General features: G+C 64.5%; 15 protein-coding genes, 1 tRNA gene and 1 other RNA gene. 8 read left to right on the top strand and 9 right to left on the bottom strand.

From position 1 onward, the window contains the following. Window positions 1–123: 123 nt before the first annotated feature. The 5 genes from ACLQ7E_RS12365 to ACLQ7E_RS12385 all read right to left on the bottom strand — a co-directional run bounded on the left by ACLQ7E_RS12365 (window position 124) and on the right by ACLQ7E_RS12385 (window position 6,331). Window positions 124–1,854, bottom strand: coding sequence for an FAD-dependent oxidoreductase (locus tag ACLQ7E_RS12365; RefSeq protein WP_411732879.1), 1,731 nt, complete (start codon window positions 1,852–1,854; stop codon window positions 124–126). Window positions 1,855–2,010: 156 nt separating this feature from the next. Next, window positions 2,011–3,393: an MFS transporter gene (locus tag ACLQ7E_RS12370; protein ID WP_411732880.1), complete on the bottom strand. Its 1,383-nt coding sequence runs from the start codon at window positions 3,391–3,393 to the stop codon at window positions 2,011–2,013. Between the two features lie 4 nt (window positions 3,394–3,397). Beyond that, entirely contained in the window at window positions 3,398–3,721 is a 324-nt protein-coding gene (locus tag ACLQ7E_RS12375) for a Dabb family protein (RefSeq protein ID WP_411732881.1), read from the bottom strand. 4 nt (window positions 3,722–3,725) lie between these two features. Continuing rightward, complete coding sequence (locus ACLQ7E_RS12380; RefSeq protein WP_411732882.1) at window positions 3,726–5,387, bottom strand: FAD-dependent oxidoreductase; 1,662 nt, start codon at window positions 5,385–5,387, stop codon at window positions 3,726–3,728. Window positions 5,388–5,536: 149 nt separating this feature from the next. Then, window positions 5,537–6,331, bottom strand: coding sequence for an IclR family transcriptional regulator (locus ACLQ7E_RS12385; RefSeq protein WP_411732883.1), 795 nt, complete (start codon window positions 6,329–6,331; stop codon window positions 5,537–5,539). A gap of 192 nt (window positions 6,332–6,523) precedes the next feature. Here ACLQ7E_RS12385 and ACLQ7E_RS12390 point away from each other — a divergent pair, with 192 nt between their 5' ends. Next, on the top strand, window positions 6,524–7,231 hold the full coding sequence (locus ACLQ7E_RS12390; protein WP_411732884.1) for a DsbA family protein: 708 nt from the start codon (window positions 6,524–6,526) through the stop codon (window positions 7,229–7,231). Between the two features lie 3 nt (window positions 7,232–7,234). Here the strand turns inward: ACLQ7E_RS12390 and ACLQ7E_RS12395 are convergent, their stop codons facing one another. After that, window positions 7,235–7,930, bottom strand: a complete 696-nt coding sequence (locus tag ACLQ7E_RS12395) for a LytR C-terminal domain-containing protein (RefSeq protein WP_411732885.1) — start codon at window positions 7,928–7,930, stop codon at window positions 7,235–7,237. Between the two features lie 8 nt (window positions 7,931–7,938). After that, the gene (locus ACLQ7E_RS12400; RefSeq protein ID WP_217388812.1) at window positions 7,939–8,238 is read right to left on the bottom strand and encodes a type II toxin-antitoxin system VapB family antitoxin; all 300 of its coding nucleotides are present in this window, start codon (window positions 8,236–8,238) and stop codon (window positions 7,939–7,941) included. A 180-nt stretch (window positions 8,239–8,418) separates the two neighbouring features. On the opposite strand from ACLQ7E_RS12400, the gene ACLQ7E_RS12405 reads away from it, so the two are divergent. The 3 genes from ACLQ7E_RS12405 to ACLQ7E_RS12415 all read left to right on the top strand — a co-directional run bounded on the left by ACLQ7E_RS12405 (window position 8,419) and on the right by ACLQ7E_RS12415 (window position 12,043). Next, window positions 8,419–9,444 carry an isopenicillin N synthase family dioxygenase gene (locus ACLQ7E_RS12405; RefSeq protein WP_411732886.1) on the top strand — a complete coding sequence of 342 codons (1,026 nt, stop codon included), beginning with the start codon at window positions 8,419–8,421 and terminating at the stop codon, window positions 9,442–9,444. A 106-nt stretch (window positions 9,445–9,550) separates the two neighbouring features. Then, entirely contained in the window at window positions 9,551–11,320 is a 1,770-nt protein-coding gene (locus tag ACLQ7E_RS12410) for a sensor histidine kinase (RefSeq protein ID WP_411732887.1), read from the top strand. Between the two features lie 324 nt (window positions 11,321–11,644). Continuing rightward, window positions 11,645–12,043: an Hpt domain-containing protein gene (locus tag ACLQ7E_RS12415; RefSeq protein ID WP_411732888.1), complete on the top strand. Its 399-nt coding sequence runs from the start codon at window positions 11,645–11,647 to the stop codon at window positions 12,041–12,043. Here the strand turns inward: ACLQ7E_RS12415 and ACLQ7E_RS12420 are convergent. Next, complete coding sequence (locus ACLQ7E_RS12420) at window positions 12,040–12,816, bottom strand: response regulator transcription factor (protein ID WP_411732889.1); 777 nt, start codon at window positions 12,814–12,816, stop codon at window positions 12,040–12,042. The two genes, ACLQ7E_RS12415 and ACLQ7E_RS12420, sit on opposite strands and share 4 nt — an antisense overlap. 151 nt (window positions 12,817–12,967) lie before the next feature. Then, window positions 12,968–13,052, bottom strand: a tRNA-Ser gene (locus ACLQ7E_RS12425). A gap of 425 nt (window positions 13,053–13,477) precedes the next feature. Between ACLQ7E_RS12425 and ACLQ7E_RS12430 the strand changes: the two genes are divergently transcribed. The 4 genes from ACLQ7E_RS12430 to ACLQ7E_RS12445 form a co-directional block, all read left to right on the top strand. Then, complete coding sequence (locus ACLQ7E_RS12430; RefSeq protein ID WP_411732890.1) at window positions 13,478–14,797, top strand: DUF222 domain-containing protein; 1,320 nt, start codon at window positions 13,478–13,480, stop codon at window positions 14,795–14,797. Window positions 14,798–14,864: 67 nt separating this feature from the next. Further along, window positions 14,865–14,961, top strand: an RNA gene (gene ffs, locus ACLQ7E_RS12435) — signal recognition particle sRNA small type. 60 nt (window positions 14,962–15,021) lie between these two features. Further along, window positions 15,022–15,942: a tRNA glutamyl-Q(34) synthetase GluQRS gene (gene gluQRS / locus ACLQ7E_RS12440; protein ID WP_411732891.1), complete on the top strand. Its 921-nt coding sequence runs from the start codon at window positions 15,022–15,024 to the stop codon at window positions 15,940–15,942. Beyond that, on the top strand, window positions 15,939–18,613 hold a 2,675-nt coding region (locus ACLQ7E_RS12445), incomplete at its 3' end, for a DNA polymerase III subunit gamma and tau (RefSeq protein ID WP_411732892.1). The genes gluQRS and ACLQ7E_RS12445, both read left to right, overlap by 4 nt.

Below are 18,613 nucleotides of genomic sequence, written 5' to 3' on the forward strand. Positions count from 1 at the left end.
CGACATCCGGGCCTGGGTCAAGGCCTGGAACGAAAACCCGCGGCCGTTCATCTGGACGAAGTCCGCCGAACAGATCCTCGAGTCACTGGGCCGACTTCTGAAGCGAACTTCAGGCGCAGGACACTAGATACGGGCGGCAGGTTCTCCGGCCCGCTGCACCCCGCGGGCCTCGGCCAGCTTGGCGATGTCGCGGCCCGCGCGGTAGCCGAAGACCAGGGCCGGGCCGATATGGGATCCGTAGCCGGGGTAGCCGCCGCCAAAGACCGACACCGCCGCCGCGCCCACCGCGAGCAGGCCCGGGATCACGGTGCCCTCGGAGGTCACCACCTCGTTGTCCTCGTTGACCGAGATGCCGGCAAAGGTCCCCAGATCGCCCATCTGGATCTTGGCCGCATAGTACGGACCGTCCCCGACGGTGGCCAGGTTCGGGTTCGGCTTGTGGTTCATGTCGCCGCGGAAGTGGTTGTATTCGGTTGACCCGCGCCCGAATTCCGGGTCGATCCCGGCCTCGGCGTTCGGGTTGAATTCGGCGACGGTCTGCGCCAACCCGGCAGCGTCGATGCCCAGCTTCTGCGCCAATTCCTCCAGGGTGTTGCCCTTGGCCAGGTACCCGGTCTTGTAGAAGTAGCCGCGCGGCATCGGCCACGGCTTGGCGTAGCCGATCCCGTACTTGTGCATGGTCTTGGCATCGGCGATCACGTAGCCGAAGGTCTTCTCGGCGTCCTTATTGTGCTCGATCATCGTGCCGCCGAAGTCGTGGTAGCTCAGCGCTTCGTTGCCGAAGCGCTTGCCGTGGCGGTCAACCGCAATCAGTCCGGGCAGGCCGATGGCGCGCAGGTGCGGGAACAGTCGCTGCTTTCCGTTGCGGTACTTGAAGACCGTCACCGGTGCCCACGATCCGACGCTGAAAACCGAATCGTCGATGCGCCCACCGGCGGCCAGCGCCAGGGTCGCGGCGTCGCCGCCGTGCCCCACGGTCGGGGTGAAGTGGTCGTCGCCCGCGGCGTCGTGCGGGAAGTACTGCTGGCGCAGCTCCTTGTTCCCGGAGAAGCCGCCGGCGGCCAGGATCACGCCGAGCCGCGCATTGACGGTACCTGTGTGTTCCCCGCCGAGGGTCGCCCCGGTGATGGTTCCGGCGTCGTCGCGGGTCAGGGCCACGACGGGGGTGGACTTGAACAGGCGGACGCCCAGATCGTCGGCGCTCTTGACCATGAGCGTCATCAGCGCGTTGCCGTTGGAGCGCAGCACCGGGCGCTTGTAGCGCGCCGCGTCGAACCAGGTGCGCAGCAATTTGCGGGCCACGTAGGCAAAGGAGCCGAAGGACTGGTTGACCGTGAAGAACTTCTGCAGGTCCGGGCCGACCTGCGGCATGTACCCGAACACCGTGTAGGAGCTCATGTATGGCTGCATGTCCAGGCGCTTGTCACCCAGGATCCGGGCATCGGTATCCACCGGCAGGATCGCGCGGCCCGAGAGCTTGGCACCGGGCAAATCCATCTGGTAGTCGGGCGACTTTTCGGGGTAGCTGAAGTTCACCGCTGTCTCGTTCTCGAAGAAGGAGACCGCCTCCAGGGTGTTGTCCAGGAAGTTGGCGACGCCGCGTTCGTTGTAGGTGTCCGGGGCGAGGTTGCGCAGGTAGGTTTCGGCCTCCTCGCGGGTGTCGCCCTGCTCGAGGCCCTGCTTGTTTCCCGGGAGCCAGGCCCAGCCGGCGGAGATGGCGGTGGTGCCGCCGAAGTAGCGTTCCTTCTCGACGACGATGACGCTCAGTCCCTGGCTCGCGGCCTTCAGCGCGGCGGCCATGCCTGCCACTCCGGAACCGACGACCAGAACGTCGCACTCGATGGGTTTGGTCATGGTGTAACTCTTTTCTCGCATGGGACGCACCGCGTTCGCCGTTGCAGTCAACGGGGTGGGCGGGCGGCCCGAATCAAATCAATTGTGGTCTCTGGTGCAGGCCGGTCCGGGGTGGTGCAGATCGTGCCTGCCCCACCCCCTGGAAAAGGCTGCCTATCAGCGGGCGGAGCGCTCGCGCTCGATGCCGCGCAGGTACGGTTCCCCCAGCTTCTCGATGGGGGTGTGCGCAGTTTCCCGCGTGAAGATGAGGCAAACGGCGGCCACCGCTGCGCACGCCGTCGCGAAGAGGGCCACCGGGACCCAGCCGTGGATTCCCTCCCCCATGAGCAGGCCGCCGATCATCGGCCCGAATCCGGCCACCACCAGGCCCAGCTGGTTGCCCATGGCCATGCCGCTGTAGCGCACCGGGGCAGCGAACTGTTCGGCAAAGAATGCCGGCCAGATGCCGTTGAACGCCGAGTAGCAGAGCGTGACGTTGATGAGGGAGGCCAGGAAGACCAGCCAGATGTTTCCGGTGGAGAGCATCAGGAAGTAGAAGTACAGCGACACCGTGACGCCGAGGATCGAGGCCATGAGTAGCGGCTTGCGACCGACCTTGTCCGAGAGTTTAGCCAGCGCGGGCATCGCAAACATGGACAGCCCGATGACGACGGCGTTGACGGTGAGGATCTCGGGCCGTTCGAACCCTGCGGTCTTGGTGGCGTAGGACAGCCCAAAGACAGTGAATATCGTCTGCATCACCATGAAGATCGAAAGCCCCAGGATGCGCCCGATATCGGCGGACTGGTACTTGAGGGCCTGCTTCAGGGGCACCTTCTTGATTTCGCCCTCGTCCTGGACCTCGGCAAATACCGGGGTCTCGTCGAGATGGGTCCGCACCCAGTAGGCGATGACCAGGACAACCGCGGAGGCCCAGAACGGGACCCGCCAGCCCCAGGACATCAGGGCTTCCTCGGGAAGCGCCGTGACCGGGACGAAGACCAATGTTGCCAGCACCATGCCCGCGGCATATCCGGTCATCACGAAGCTGGTGAAGAACCCGCGACGGCCCTCGGGCGAATGCTCAAGGGTCAGCGTCGAGGCACCGGCGGATTCGGCTCCCGCCGAGAATCCCTGCAGCAGCCGGCCGAGCGTCAGCAGGACCGGCGCCCAGATCCCAACGCTCTGGTAGGTCGGAAGGAAGCCGATTCCCAGCGAGGATATGCCCATGATCATCAAGGTGACCAGCAGGACGTTCTTCCGTCCCAGCTTGTCGCCGAAGTGCCCCATGACGATGCCGCCGAGCGGGCGGGCGACGTAGGCGACGCCGAAGGTCGCAAAGGCGGCCACCAGTCCGATGGCCGGGTTCTGGGTGGGGAAGAACAGATGTGGGAAGACCAAGGCCGCCGCGGTTCCATAGATGAAGAAATCGTAGTACTCCATGGTGCTGCCCAGGAATGAGGCGAGTGCGGCCTTGGCCGGGGTCTTGCGTGGCTCGGTTCCGGATCCATGCTCGCTCGCGGACGCATTCCGGGTCTTTGTTAGGTGATGTGCAGACATGGTGTTACCCCTTTGAAACTGTGTCGGTCGACGAGGATTCCAGGTGGAAGTCGACGGCGAGAATCTGTTCGCTGTTTGGGAAGGAGTACTGCTTCAGCGGTTCGTGCAACGGGTGGGTGTTGTAGACGCCGATGTCCTCAACGGTGTGGAAATCCGCGACGATGGCGTAGTCGAAGGAGCGTTCCGCCCCCATGACGTCGGCACCGTGCGTCAACGATTCCATGCCCGGGATGTTGCCGCGCATGGCGTCGAGTCCCTGGATCCAGGCTTGGCGATCCGTTTCCGGGAAATCGGTCTTGAACTTGAAGAGGACGGTGTGCCTGATCATGGCCCTATGCCCCCATCAATACGCGTGCCGCGTCATGCCCGGAGGCAATTTCGCGACCGAGAGTCTGTCCGGCCAGGTAGCCCATGGTCATGATCGGACCCAGCGTGGCCCCGGCTCCCGGGTACCCGGCTGCGTAGGCGTTTTCGGTGACGTTGCCGGCTGCAAAAAGCCCCTCGATGGGCGCGCCGTCAACGTCGAGCACGCGTGCCCGGCCGTCGGTGGCGATGCCGCCGTTGGTGCCGAAGGCCCCGTTGACGACCTCCATCGCGTAGAACGGGCCGAATTGCAGAGGCCCGAGCGAAGGGTTCGGCCACGGGCACTCGCCGTCGCCCCAGTATCGATCGTAGGCCGATTCGCCGCGACCGAATGCCGGGTCGTTGCCCTGGATCGCGTGCTCGTTGAAGTAGCGCACCGTTTCCTCTAGCGCTTCGATGGGTACCTCGATCTTGGCTGCCAGTTCGGCGAGCGTTGCTCCCTCCTTGAGGTAGCCCGGGGTGGGGGCCCCGGCCCGGTGGTCAAGGATTCCGTAGCGTTCCAGGTACGACTGGTCGAAGACCACGTGGGCCGGGGTGTTCAACGTCTGGTTGCGCGGCGAGTCCCAGGACTGCAGGCAGCGGGCAAGGTCGTTGTAGTTTTGGGCTTCGTTGGCAAAGCGCTGGCCGTGGCGGTTGACCATGATGGATCCCGGGCCTTGTCGCTCGAAGCGCAGCAGTGAACCGACCGGTTCCCCGTCACGCATGGTCCCGGTGATGGACATCGGCGCCCACCAGGCCTCGCGGGTGCCGCGCGTCATGCTGCCCACCCGCTGGGCCATTTTAAGCCCGTCTCCGGTGTTCGAGGGCGGGGAGCACATGGTGTAAAGACGCGAGGCCAGCATCGAATCGGCAAGTTCCTTGTCCCATTCGAAGCCGCCGGTGGCCAGCACCACCGCGTCGTTGGCGGTGAGCTGTTCGCCGGATTCGAGTTCCACGCCGGTAACGCGTCCGTCGTGGGTGAGCAGCCTCTGGCCGCGGGCTTCGACGGCGAACACAACCCCGTTTCGCTGGCAGGCCGCGATCAACATGGCGACAAGGGCATGCCCTTTCGCGGTGACTCCCGAGGCCTGGCGGGCGGCCAGTTCGTCCCACGGGAAGTTGGTGAAGGCACCCCAGGCCTCGTATTCGGCCATGGTGTAGGGCAGGCGACCGTCGGTGCGCACGTATGCCGCGAGGTCGCCGAGCGACTCGGCCTGGTTGAAGAGCTCGGGCTCGACGGTGCGGCCGCCGGTGACCGCGCCGGGCAGGTCCTGTCGGTAGTCGGGGAAATTATCCAGGAAGATGAACCGCACACCCAGCTCGTCCTCGGCGAAGCGGAGCATCTCGTCGCCATGGCCCAGGGCCGCATCAAGCAATTCCTCGCGCCCGCGTCCCCGGGCCACCGCACACACGTAGTCGGCGGCCGCTTCCTTCGAATCGTGCAGCCCGGCCGCCTTCGCATGGTGATTTTCGGTGATCCAGAGCATGCCGCCGGACACGGCCGAAGTGCCCCCGAGGAGCGCGGACTTTTCCAGGACCAGGACGGTCTTGCCGCGTCGGGCTGCGGTTGCCGCTGCTGTCAGTGCGCCGGCCCCCGAACCGACGACAACGACGTCGTAGCTGGGGGCAGCGGTGCCATTGAGGAAATGCATGAGGGGGGCCTTTCATAGTGCTCTGCCTGGTGCGCAGTCACTTTGAATCCGTGGGACGACGGCGATGATGGCCGTCCGGTGATCTGCGTCTAATAAGACTGTGACAGCGATCACCGACGGGGAGAATGGGCACTCCCATTGAATGGCAATTAGCCGCGGGGAACGCTCTGCCGCACATGCTCGGGTTCCCGGCCCGGCCAACCCAAGGCGCGCGAGATGCCGCGTGCCGCCGCACGCAGGACCGGAACCCGCGCAGCGGCGTTCTCCTCGTTGATGGGCACGATGACGCTGAGCGTGGCAACCACCTTGTCATCGGCACCAAAGATCGGAACGGCGATGCCGCTGGAGGGGGCAATGATGATCCCGGAACGCACCGCGTATCCCTGTTGCCTGATGTCTGCCAGCTGGCGGCGCAGCACTGCGGGGTCGACAACGGTCTGGCTGGTGAACTTGGTCAGACGGCGGCTGAGCACGCGCTCCTGGAATTCCGCCGGGGCATGCGCCAACAGGACCATCCCAGAGGACGCCCCGTGCAATGGCAGTCGCCTGGCAACCTCGGCAATGTTGATGGTCGAGGTCCTCGAGCCCAGGCGTTCGATGTAGAGCACCTCGTCGCCTTCGAGCACGCCAAGCGCGGTGTGGTGGCCAACCACGGCCTGCACGTCTTCCATGAAGGGCATGGCGGCTTCCCGCAATCCAAGCATGGGCGAGCTGCGCGAGACCTGCGCCCACAAACGGTTGCCGATCTGGATCAACCCGTCGGGATCCCGCTGCAGCAAGCCCTCAAGCATCAGCTCGTCGACCATCCGGTAGGTCGTGGTCTGGGGCAGGTCCGCCCGGCGGGCCATGGCTGCAACGCTCAATGCCGTGTGCGACCCGTCAAAGGCGCCAAGGATCTTGGCTACGCGTCGAATGACGGACTCGCCCGACGTTGAATTCGCCATGTCCTGCCTCCTGTTGTCGATCAGGTCCAGACCAGCGTACGCGTGTCTACACGGATCGGAGGAAAGCCTCAATCGCCCAACCATGTAAGAAGCATTCCCGACGCGACGGCCAGGTGATTTCGGCTACCACCCGGAGTTGCGGGGAATACGCACCATGGGCACGCTGTTGCCCCAGACATGACTGAAACCCGCTTGAGCGTTGATATTTTTTCCGACATTGCCTGCCCGTGGTGCTTCATTGGCAAGCGCCGCTTCGAAACGGCCGTGGCGGCCCTTCCTTTCGGCGAGAAGGTCGACGTGAAGTGGCATGCGTTCCAGCTGGACCCGTCGTTGCCCGACCACTACGAGGGCAGCGAAATCGACTACCTTTCCCAGGTAAAGGGAATGCCCACCGAGCAGGTGGCCGGAATGCTCGAGCATGTCACCACCCAGGCCGCCGGCGAAGGGCTGAAGTACGACTTCGATGCGCTTCACGTCGCCAACTCGTTTACCGCACTGCGGTTGCTGGCCCTGGCCAAGGAACGCGACCTCGGCAATGAAATGAAGGAGGCGCTGCTGTCGGCCCACTTCGAGCAGGGCGTGGACACCGGAAGCAACGAAGCGCTGCAGGGCATCGCCGATACCGTAGGCCTTGACCCGGCGGAAACCGCCGAGGTGCTCGCCGGCGACAAGTATGCCGACTCGGTGCGGGCCGACGGAGTCCGCGCCCGCGAGATGGGCGTCAGCGGCGTGCCGTTCTTCGTCTTTGACAACAAATACGGGATTTCCGGTGCCCAGCCCGCCGAGGTCTTTGAGCAGGCGCTGAGCCAGGTCTGGAAGGAAATCGGCGGCGAGAACCTGCAGATGCTCGGAACCCCGTCACCCGATGGTGCAGCGTGCGGCCCCGAAGGCTGCAACTAAGCCCTAGTTGTCCTTGTTGTTCGTCGACGGTTCCGGCTTGTCCGGGACCGTCGACGGTTTTGCGGCGGCCTTCGGCTTCGGCGGGGTGCACCCGAGCTTGCCGGGCTTCTTGTTGACGGATTTCTCCTTGACCAGGTCCTTGAACTTCGTTCCGATGACCAAGTCCACGGTCTTCCCGGGACGCTTTGCGTCGTAGACATAGGTCAGGTCCTTGATGTGCCGCTGCACGGTCATGGCCTGGGCGTAACCATCGGGCCCGGAAGTCACCGCCCCGACCACCTGGACGTTGGACAGGTTCGCGTTGCCCACGTCCCCCACCTTGAATCCGTGCTTCTTCAGTTTGGTCGCGGTGGCCCCCGCCAGACCGTGGATCTGGGTGGCATTCAGGACGTTCACCGTCATCTTGCGCGGGTCGACATAGCTGAATTGCTTGGTGGGGCATGCTTCATTCGCCGCAACGGGAGCCTCGACACCCGGTTTGGGTTCGAGCGCATCGATGATGAGGGTGCGGGTATTGACCAGGTAGGCCAGCACCAGGGCTGCGGCCAGCATCAGGACCACAAACGTCAGGATGATGCCGTGGCGGATTTTTCGTCGGCGCTTGATCCGGTCTTCCGTGGTGAACTCGGGGCTCGCCAACTCGTCTTCGGAGATGATGTGGTGGCCGTGCCAATCCTTGGGATCCCTGTTGCGTGCCAATCTGTCTCCTAGTCTTCCAGCACCAGCACGCGGGCGTGCAGGATCGAACGCTGGTGCAGGGCCGTGCGGACAGCACGGTGCAACCCGTCTTCCAGGTAGCGGGTACCCTTCCATTGCACGACATGCGGGAACAAGTCACCGAAGAACGTGGAGTCCTCGGCGAGCAGCGCGGCAAGGTCCAGGGTGCTCTTGGTGGTCACCAGCTCATCCAGTCGCACCTGCATGGGCGCGACGGAGGCCCAGTCCTTCGGGGTCACGTAGCCGTGTTCCGGATATGGGCGCGAATCGCCGACAGATTTGAAGATCACTTGACCAGCTTAGGAAACTTCGAGCACCGATTGGGGCGATTGACCGATTTTTGTGCGAGTCGCGCTTCGACTACGTGACCTCGCGGCCCGCGTCAAGGGGTACGACGCATGGATTCACAGTACGGAACGTGACGTAACTTTCGCTGTCACAAACCGGTCACCGGGGTGCATTCTTGAACCATGAGTACAGTTCTCACCACCGTTCCGGTCCTAGACATGTCTACCGCACGTCGTGCCGATGGCACTTTTGATGAAGACTTCATTACTTCATTGCGCGACGCAGCCCACCGCGTGGGCTTCTTCCAGATCACCGGCTTTGGCGCCGGCCCGGGCACGGCGCAGAACCTACTCACGACCCTGGCCGAGTTCTTCGCCTTGCCCGTCGAGCAGAAGCTGGAACTGGACAACCGCACCTCGGCACAGTTCCGCGGCTACACCCGGCTCGGTGCCGAAATCACCCGCGGTCGCGCAGACTCGCGCGAACAAATCGACTATGGACCCGAACGCGAGGTCCTTTCCGACGTTCCGGCCGATGCGCCCTACCTGAACCTGCAGGGGCCGAACCAGTGGCCGGCGGAGTTCCCGCCGCTGGAAGCGGCAGCCATGGACTGGGCACAGCTGATGAACAAGGTGGGCGCCGAGCTGCTCTCGGCCTTGGCCGTGGGACTGGGCATGCCGGAAGAATACTTCGACGAGCCTTTCGCCCAAAGCCCTGCATGGATGGGCAAGCTGGTGCACTACGTCAGCGGCGACATCGTCCCCGAAGCGGGCACCCAAGGCGTCGGCGCGCACGCCGACTACGGTTTCATCACCCTGCTTCTGCAGGATGCTGTCGGCGGCCTGGAAGTCCAGCCCTATGGCCAGGACGAATGGATCTCCGTGGAGCCGATCGAGGGCGCCTTGGTGGTCAACATCGGCGAAATGCTCGAGGTCGCGACCAATGGCTACCTGATGGCAACCATCCACCGCGTCATCGCTCCCCAGGCCGGCGTGGACCGCTACTCGGTTCCCTTCTTCTACTCGCCGCGCCTGGACTCGGTCATCAGCCCCGTGCCGCTGCCGGCCAAGCTCGCTGCAGATGCCCGCGGCGTCTCCGATGATCCGCATAACCCCATGCTGGCTTCCTATGGCGCCAACGTCCTCAAGGGCTGGCTCCGCGCCCACCCGCAAACCGCCAAGGCGCACTACCCGAACTTGGTGAAGTAACGCGGCCGCCAACGGGGCGGGGTGAAGATGGTCCGTTGGACATCTTTCACCCCGCCCCGTTGTCAGATCGATGCTGATCAGGCGATCAGTCACTAAGCTGGTGTCCATGAGCGCCGCACGAACCGATGACCAGCGCCATGCGGGCAGTTGGTTGTCGTCGTTAATCCCCCGGATCATCACCAAGGGCGTGCCATTTTCCCAGCTGCCCTTGCGCCGCAAGGTCGGGTGGTCGCAAGTGCCCATGCTCATTGCAGCGGTCACTTCCTGCCTGTTGGCGCTCCTCACATCCCCAGCGGAAATCTTCGGAGACCGGCTATTTGTTGCGGGTGTGCTGCTGACACTGCTCAACAGCGTCTTGGCGTGGACCATCCCGTGGAAGTCCATCGGACCCGAGCAGACGTATCTGGCCATTCCGGCCCTTGGACTCATCTCGGCCACCCTGATGGCAACTGGCGGCTACCCCTGGCTCCGGGGGGTGAGCCTGCTGATTGCCTTCCCGATCTTCTGGTTTGCCTGGTCGGGATTTGTCCCGCGCCTAACGCTCGTGCTCTCGTTCGTGGTCCCGCTGGCAGCGACCTGGCTGCAATTGTGGCATCACGACATTCCCTTCACAACGGAGGTCGTGGCCAATCCGCTGTTGATCCCGCTGACCATTCTCGCCCTGGCCACCACCGTCGTCATTGTCGAGCACAACTCCGCGCTGGCGGAGCGGCAACTGCGCTTCACCCTGGCCACGAGCCGGCGCCAAACCCGCCTACTCAATGCCGTGCTCAACGCGGCGAACGTTGGCGTCGTGGTGGTGGACCGCGACGGCCACGACCTGTTCATGAATGACGTCCAACGCTTTCAGCATCGGCACGCCACCCCTCCGGGGAATCCCGACCCCGATGAGTCCCAGCTTCTGATCCGTGCCGTTTCAGGCGCCTACGAGCCGGTTCCGGAACTTTTGGAACCCGAGGACCGGCCGGTCATCCGCTCCATCCGCCAGGAGGAATTCACCGACGAGATCTTTGCGCTGGGCCCTCTCGAGGACCCGATGTACCTGTCGACCTCGGCCCGGTCCTTCTTTAACGAACGCGGCGAGTACGACGGGGCTGTGACCATGTTCAAGAACATCACCCCGGTCATCGAGGCTTCAAAGACCCAGGGCCGATTCCTGGCCAACGTCAGCCACGAACTGCGCACCCCGCTGACCTCGATCCTGGGATACCTGGAATTGCTCGAGGACGGCCCGGGGCTCAGTGATGACCAGCGTCAATCGGTGGATGTACTTTCGCGAAATTCCGAGCGGATGCTGCACATGGTCAACGACCTGCTCACCGCGGCGGCCGGCCAGCACCAAGTCACTATCGCCGCGATGGACCTGGGCGCCGTGGTCCACGGCCAACTCGAATCCTTCCGCCCTCGCGCCGCAACGGCAGGCATCGAACTGATCGAGGGAAACCTGTGCCACGAACTCGTGCTGGGCGATTCGCTTCGCCTGGGGCAGGTGATGGACAACCTCGTCTCCAACGCCATCAAGTACTCCGGGGCAGGAGGTTCGGTCACCGTGGCCATGAGCTGCACTAGCAAGGAGATCTCGCTGCGGGTGGCCGACACCGGACACGGCATGTCCGCCGAGGACCTGAAGAGCCTTTTCACCCGGTTCTTCCGCTCCGACGAAGCCCGTCGCTCCGGGCTTCCGGGTGTCGGACTTGGGCTTGCGATCAGCCACGAGCTGGTCGAGGCCCACGGTGGGCGGATCACGGCGGAGAGCGAACCGGGCAAGGGCACAACGATGACCGTCATCCTGCCTCGCAAGGATGCCGGCAGGAGCTCGGAATCGCCCACCCAGTCGCTTGGGTTCCCGACCGTGCACCCGGACTCGCGACACTGATCCGTGCGTTAACGGCAAAGTGTGAGTTCCAGGTGCACCGGAAACTCACACTTTGCGTGGTTCGTCATGTCCACTCACGCCCCCATGAAGCGAGTGAAGAACCCTGTACTGGTATCCGGAGGTTCGCCACCTTCCCCTTCGTCGGCGGAAACGGGTGGACCCAACCTTCGGATACCGAAGACTATTCCTTGTCAACATCAATTTTCCATCCAATCGAAAACAATATTGACGCACAGTATCCTCAAGATTTCTGGGGCATTCCTTGAGGTTGCCTTGAGTCATTTTGGGGTCGGATCGTGAGCTTCACGCGTCATGATGGGTGACATGGAGTTGCAGCCGATTTCCCCGGACGCCGCAGTGTGCGCGCAGACCCTGGGAAAACTGTGCTCTGAAGTCGGCCCGCAGTCCGTGAACGAATTCATCGCCCAGTTCAGCTTCCTATGGCCCACGCGCATCGCCCGACTCCGCAGGGCCCTCGCGTCAAATGACCGCGCCGCCGGCGAGGATGCCGCGCTCTCCCTGAAATCGGCGGCGACCATGGCAGGCGCCCACGACCTGGCCACGCTGGCAGTCCAGCTGCACGAGGCTTTCCGGGATGACCACGAGGCCGTGCAAGGCGAGCTCATTGGCCGCATTGAGCGCGCCGGAAACGCAATCCTGGCGGTGTTGACCGAACCCGGCTTCGTCGAGCATGCCCTGGGTACATACCGACAGTCGGCCTAGTGCCTATTCACTGATCGATACCCTACGCCGCGCACGGTTTCGATCCACCGCGGCTCCTGGACGGAGTCTCCCAGCTTGCGCCGGAGGTTTCCCACATGCACTTCCACCGACCGTTCATCCGCCGCGGCGACGAACGTCCCGGCGTCCGAGTCCTCATTGCGCAGCCGCCTGACCAAGTCGGATTTGGTGCGAATGTGTCCCCTGGCGCCCAAGAGCAAATCGAGCAGGGTGAACTCGGTCGGAGTGACGTTCACGATTTCCCCGTCAACGTGGACCGAATATGTGGCAACGTTCATCACCAGCCCGTTGAGCGTGCGCACATGGTCAGCGTCGCCCGGGGCCTCGACCTCGTCTCCTGACGGGCTTTCGAGCGGCACCGTATTTTGTTGGGTCCCATGGTGGTTGGTGCGCCGACGCATGATCGCATCGACCCTGGCACGAAGCTCGCGCGGGCGAAATGGCTTGGTGACATATTCGTCGGCACCGGATTCCAGACCCAATACCGTGTCAATCTCATCGGCCCTCGCCGTCAGCATGAGGATGTGCGCATCGGAGATCGTTCGGATCCGCCGGGCAGTCTCAAATCCGTCAATGTCAGGCAACCCAATGTCCAAGGTCACCAGATCCGGATCGTGGAAACCAACCATTTCGACACCCGAAACGCCGGAATCAGTGGAGTGCACGTCAAATCCCGATTGCTGCAGGACGACTTCGAGCAAACCCCGAATGTCGGCGTCATCTTCCACGACCACTGCGGTACGGGGTTTGGTCACCACAATCACCTCTTCAACTAAGTTCAATCGGCGAATCCGGTGGCTCGCCAAGGCCCTGATCGTTAGTCTAACGATTTCCGGGCCGTAAGGTGCGACTTAAACGAAATCGGCCTTGACATGATTTCTCAAGTCAAGACCGATTCCGTATCCGCGGAGGATAGGGGATTTGAACCCCTGAGGGCGTGAACCCAACACGCGTTCCAGGCGTGCGCCATAGGCCGCTAGGCGAATCCTCCAGCTTGCTCCAAAGAGCAGGTTTCAGCATAGCGGACATTTTCAGCGACAACTAATCGATGCATGAAGACCGGATTCATTTGGCCACTCCTTGGCGTGGCACACTTTCCCGCACACCTCGGGGCCATGGATGCCCCTGGTCCACAGACGTCCGGAGGCGCCGGCCGGACATGACGTGTCCGGGATGTACTGGATTATGGGAAAGTTCGCGGCTCATCAAAGCAATATGGGGCCCGAGTGCGGCGGTGTGCCACCGCCCGGGTCACGCTATTACGCCGGATTGGATGGCGCCTGGACGGCCTGCGTGGAAGGTTTCCTGGAACGAAACCCCCTCACCAGGGCCGTTACGAAGCTCACATCCACTCGGTGCCCCGGGACCCCTGCGCAGGGGCTCGAACAGCTCCGTGAGCTCGGCCGGATCCGGGCCATGCTCGACGGGCTGGAATCCACGCTGCTGGCAGACACCAGCGAGATGGTGCAGCGCGGAATGCCCACCCCTCTTTCGGAGGAAAACCCCACGCTATTTGACTACAAGCGCGAGATCGAAGAGCACGGCTTTCCACTCTCCCGGGTAGACCAGGACCTGAACCGGTCCTCGTTTGTTGCCGAGGCCGCCATGGTCATGCGAACCTCCGAGCGTTCGGCCTTCAACCGCCTGGCCACGGCCGAGGGTCTGCGGTACGTGCACGAGCAATCCCTCTTCGCCTTGTACACCGGCACCATCACCTCGCGCACAGCGGCCGCACTCGTCAAACAGACGCGCGGCATCCCGCGGGCAGCTGCCCAACAAATCGAAGCGAGCCTGCTGCCCACGGCGACCACGGCCTCCGACGCCGCGATGGCCTTGCGCATCAAGCGGGCACGGGAGCGGCTTCACCCTCAGCCGACCGCGGACCGCCGCACGCGGGCCGAAATGGGGCGCTCGCTTATGTGGTGGCCCGAAGAAGACGGGATGGCGGTGTTGCAGGCCTATTTGCCGGCCGAGGACGTGCTGTCGATCTACAACACCGTCTCCACCCACGCCAACCTGCTGCTATCCAGCGAACAGGAGCGGCCCTTGGGCCAGCTGCGGGCCGATGTATTTCGGGATTCGTTGATCGACGGCTGGCCGGGGCAAATCAAGAGGAAACCCTCGCTCTTTGTGGGGCTGACGATTCCCGCGCTGGAACTGCTGACCAACCCGGAACGCGGAATCGCCAATCTTGAGGGGTACGGCCCGATTCCCTTGGGAGTTGCGTTGCGGCTTGCCGCCAGGGCTCCCTCCCTGAAGCCCATCCTCACCGATCCATGGACAGGTTCGATCCTGGATCTGGGCCGCAAGCGCTACAAGCCATCGAAGGCATTGCGTGATTTCCTGCGGGTGCGGGACGAGCATTGCCGCTTTCCCGGCTGCCGGCGGGCACCGGAACTGTCCGAGTTCGACCACATCGACGACTGGGCCTCCGGCGGGGAGACGTCGGTGCAGAACGCGCAGCTATTGTGCAAGAGGCACCAGATCTACAAGCACGTGCTGGGCTGGCAGGCGGTCTACCTGGGCAACGGATCGCTGCAATGGCGCACTCCGCACGGGGTGACCCAGCTGGAACTGCCCGACGGACTGCTTTACCCACGCCCGCTGGGACCCGAGCCCCCACCGGTCCAGTTGATGCTGCCAGGAACCACGATCGACGCGCAGACAAAGAGGTTGCTGGGCTGGGACGAGTCCGAAGGCGTCCCGGGGTTTCCCGACAACTCGCCGGAGCCGTGATCGGGCTTGGCGGGCGGACCAAAGGGTGCGGATTTCGGGCCAAGGCCCTACCTCGGGTAGACTACTTGTCGGCCCCTCATGTGGTGTCATCCTGTTGAACTCCCCCAGGACCGGAAGGTAGCAAGGGTAGATGGGCTCTGGCAGGTGCATGAGGGGCCTTTACTATTTGCCCGGGGATCGTTGACCCATTCACCTCGAATCCGGGAGTCGAAAGGGAGTAGTCCATGGGTGCCGGTAGGTTCGCCCCCAGCCCCTCGGGGGACCTGCATCTGGGCAATCTGCGCACGGCAATCCTGGCTTGGCTCTTTGCCCGGTCCACCGAACGGAAATTCCTCATGCGCGTGGAGGACCTCGATCGCGCACGTGCCGGATCCGAAGCCACCCAACTTGCCGACCTCGCCGCAGTCGGGCTCTCATGGGATGGAGCCGTTGTGAGGCAAAGCGAGCGAGCCGGACTGTATGCCGCCGCCCTTGACGAACTTCGGGCCCGCGACCTGGTCTATGAATGCTTCTGCACCCGGCGCGACATCGCCGAGGCCGCCAGCGCCCCGCATGCCGCCCCCGGGACCTACCCGGGGACCTGCCGGGACCTCACCGAGGCCGAACGGGCAGCGCAGCGCGGGCTGCGTCCCGCTGCGTTGCGGCTCCGCACCGATGTGGACTCATTCACCGTCAGCGACGAGTTGCACGGTTCGTACACCGGGGTCGTCGATGATTTCGTGGTGTTGCGCAACGACGGAGTCCCGGCGTACAACCTGGCCGTGGTCATCGACGACGGCGTCCAGGGCATCGACCAGGTGGTCCGTGGCGACGATCTGCTTTCCTCCGCCCCGCGGCAGGCGTACCTTGCACAATTGCTCGGCTATGGCGTTCCGAGCTACGTCCACGTCCCGCTGGCACTGAACTCGGATGGCAAGCGCCTTGCCAAGCGGGACGGCGCTGTCACGCTGGCCCAATTGGCTGTCTCGGGCGTCGACGCCGATGGGGCCCGCACCATGATCCTGGCCTCGTTGGGACTGCCGACGACCTCGCTCGATGCGGCCCTGGCTGCCTTTGAACCAACATTGCTGCCCACCGACCCGTGGGTCTTCACAACCGTTCCGGATGCACGCGGCACCGGAAAACCGATAGGGTGGCCCTCGTGAGTACAGCTCTTTACCGTCGCTACCGTCCAGATAATTTTGCGGACGTGATCGGGCAGGAACATGTCACCACGCCGCTGATGACGGCCCTGGAAAAAAACCGGGTCAACCATGCCTACCTATTCTCGGGTCCGCGCGGCTGTGGCAAGACCACGTCCGCCCGCATCCTAGCCCGCTGCCTGAATTGTGCCCAGGGTCCAACGCCGACCCCGTGCGGCACTTGCCCCAGCTGCATCGAGCTGGCCAGTGGCGGCCCGGGTTCCCTTGACGTGATCGAGATTGACGCGGCGTCCCACGGTGGCGTCGATGACGCCCGCGACCTGCGCGAACGCGCGACCTTCGCCCCGGTGCGTGACCGCTACAAGATCTTCATCATCGATGAGGCCCACATGGTCACCTCGGCTGGCTTCAACGCGCTGCTCAAGATCGTCGAAGAGCCGCCGGAGCACATCAAGTTCATCTTCGCGACGACCGAGCCCGACAAGGTCATCGGCACGATCCGCTCGCGCACCCACCACTACCCGTTCCGGCTGGTGCCGCCCGAGCCGCTGATCAAGTACCTCGAGTACCTGTGCACCGCCGAGGGCGTCACCGTGGCCCCCGGCGTGCTGTCCCTGGTCATCCGCGCCGGCGGAGGTTCGGTCCGCGACTCGCTGTCCGTGCTGGACCAGCTGATCGCAGGTGCCGGGCCCAACGGCCTGGACTACGAACTTGCAGTCTCCCTGCTCGGCTACACCCATGCCTCTCTGCTTGACGACGTGGTTGACGCCCTGGGCGCCGGCGACGCTGCGACAGTGTTTGCAGCGGTCGACCGCGTGGTGCAGACCGGGCACGACCCGCGAAGGTTCGTCGAGGATCTGCTTGAGCGCTTCCGCGACCTGATCATCGTGCGCGCGGTTCCCGAGAATGCTTCCCAGATCATTCGCGGCCTGCCCGAGGACCAGCTGCAGCGCATGCATGCCCAGGCCGCGGGACTCGGCCAGGCCGAGCTCAGCCGCTGGGCAGACGTCACCAACGCCGGGTTGACCGAGATGACCGGCGCGACCTCGCCGCGCCTGCACCTCGAGCTGCTCTGCGCCCGCCTGCTGCTTCCGGCCTCCGATGCCACCGAACGCGGTTTCAATGCGCGCATGGACCGGGTCGAGCGCCGCCTGGCCTACGCCGGCGACGATCTTCCCCCTGCGCCTTCCGGCGACGGCGGATTCGCACACTCCGGCGGCTCGGCAGGAGCTTCGGGCGCCGCCGGGTTCGAGGGCGAAAACGCTGGCCAAGGTGCCGCAGCGGTGCGCGAGGCCCTGCGTGCCGCCCGGGCCCAGAAGGAAGGCGGCGCACCCGAGGCGCTGTCCGCGTCCGAAGCCGTCCCGACCACTTCGGTGGCCCAGGAACCGATGGCCCGGCCGGCCTCCGAGCTTGCACCGGAAGCGGTCTCGGCCGAACCTGACACCGCTGCGGCTTCCGCAGCGGATGCCCCGGCCGAGGAAACCCCCTCAGCGGAGGAATCAACCGGGCACTCCGCCGATTGGGGCGGCACCTGGGGACCCGTTCCCGACGGCCCCATCAACCCAGTCACCGAGCCGGTGTCGCCCGCACAGGGCACCCCGGTGCAACCCCCGGCAAACGTCCCTCCGTTCAGCATCCTGCCCGATCGTGCCGCCGAGGGCGAGCCCGCAGCCCCGGCACCGGCGCCGGAGCCCGCACCAATCCAGCAGAACCAGGCCATGGCCGACTTCGCGAAGAAGGTCAAGGAAGAGCAGGCCGCCAAGGAGCGCGCCGCCGCCGAGCAGGCAGCTGCCCAACGCGAGGCACAGGAAAAGGCGGCAGCCGAACAGCGTGCCGCACAGGAACGTGCAGCGCAGGAACGTGCCGTCGCCGAGCAGCGCGCAGCGCAGCAGCAACAGCAACAGCAACAGCAACAGCAACAGCAACAGCCTGCACCCGCCCAGCCCCAACAGGTGCAGCGAACCGACGCGCCGCAACAGAATCAGGCACCGCAACAACGGCAGCAACAGCCGCCGCAGCAGCCTGTCCCCCAGCAGCAGCAGCAAGGCCAGGCACCTCAACAGGGCCAGGCTCCGGCCGCGCACTCCGGCGGTAAGGGATCGGTTGAGATGTTCCGCCGGGCATGGCCCGACATTCTGGAAGAACTGAAGAGCAACAAGAAGTTCGTCTGGATGATGGTGGCTCCGAACGCCTCGGTGACCGGGTTTGACGGCCGCACGTTGACGGTCAGCTTCGCGCACAGCGGCGCGCTGACCGCGTTCACCGCGCGGCAGGAAAATGTCGCGATCCTGGGGCAGAGCATCAACAAGGTACTCGGCGTAAACGTTGAGTTGGCCATCGCAGCGGGAGGGTCCGCACCGGCGGGTGGTTCTGGCCCAAAAGTTGATCGCCGGCCCGAGCCGGCGGTGACCAATGGTCCAGCTGAATCCGCACCACAGCAGCACACCGCCCCCTCCCCTTCCAGTGCGCCCGCTCCCAACCAACCCGGACACGGCACCGCACCGCTTCCGGCGCCCGCGCCGGGAGCGATGCCGGCCGCCTCCCGGCCAGCGCCAGTAGCACCGGCACCCCCGCCGGCCCCGCCGCCCTGGCCGCCATCGGGATCACCGACCCGGAACGGGCCCGCCTCGCCGAGCTCTACCCTGACGGCAAAAGCCTGTGGCGTGTCCAGATC

Source organism: Paeniglutamicibacter sp. (genome assembly GCF_046714615.1).
Lineage (GTDB): Bacteria > Actinomycetota > Actinomycetes > Actinomycetales > Micrococcaceae > Paeniglutamicibacter.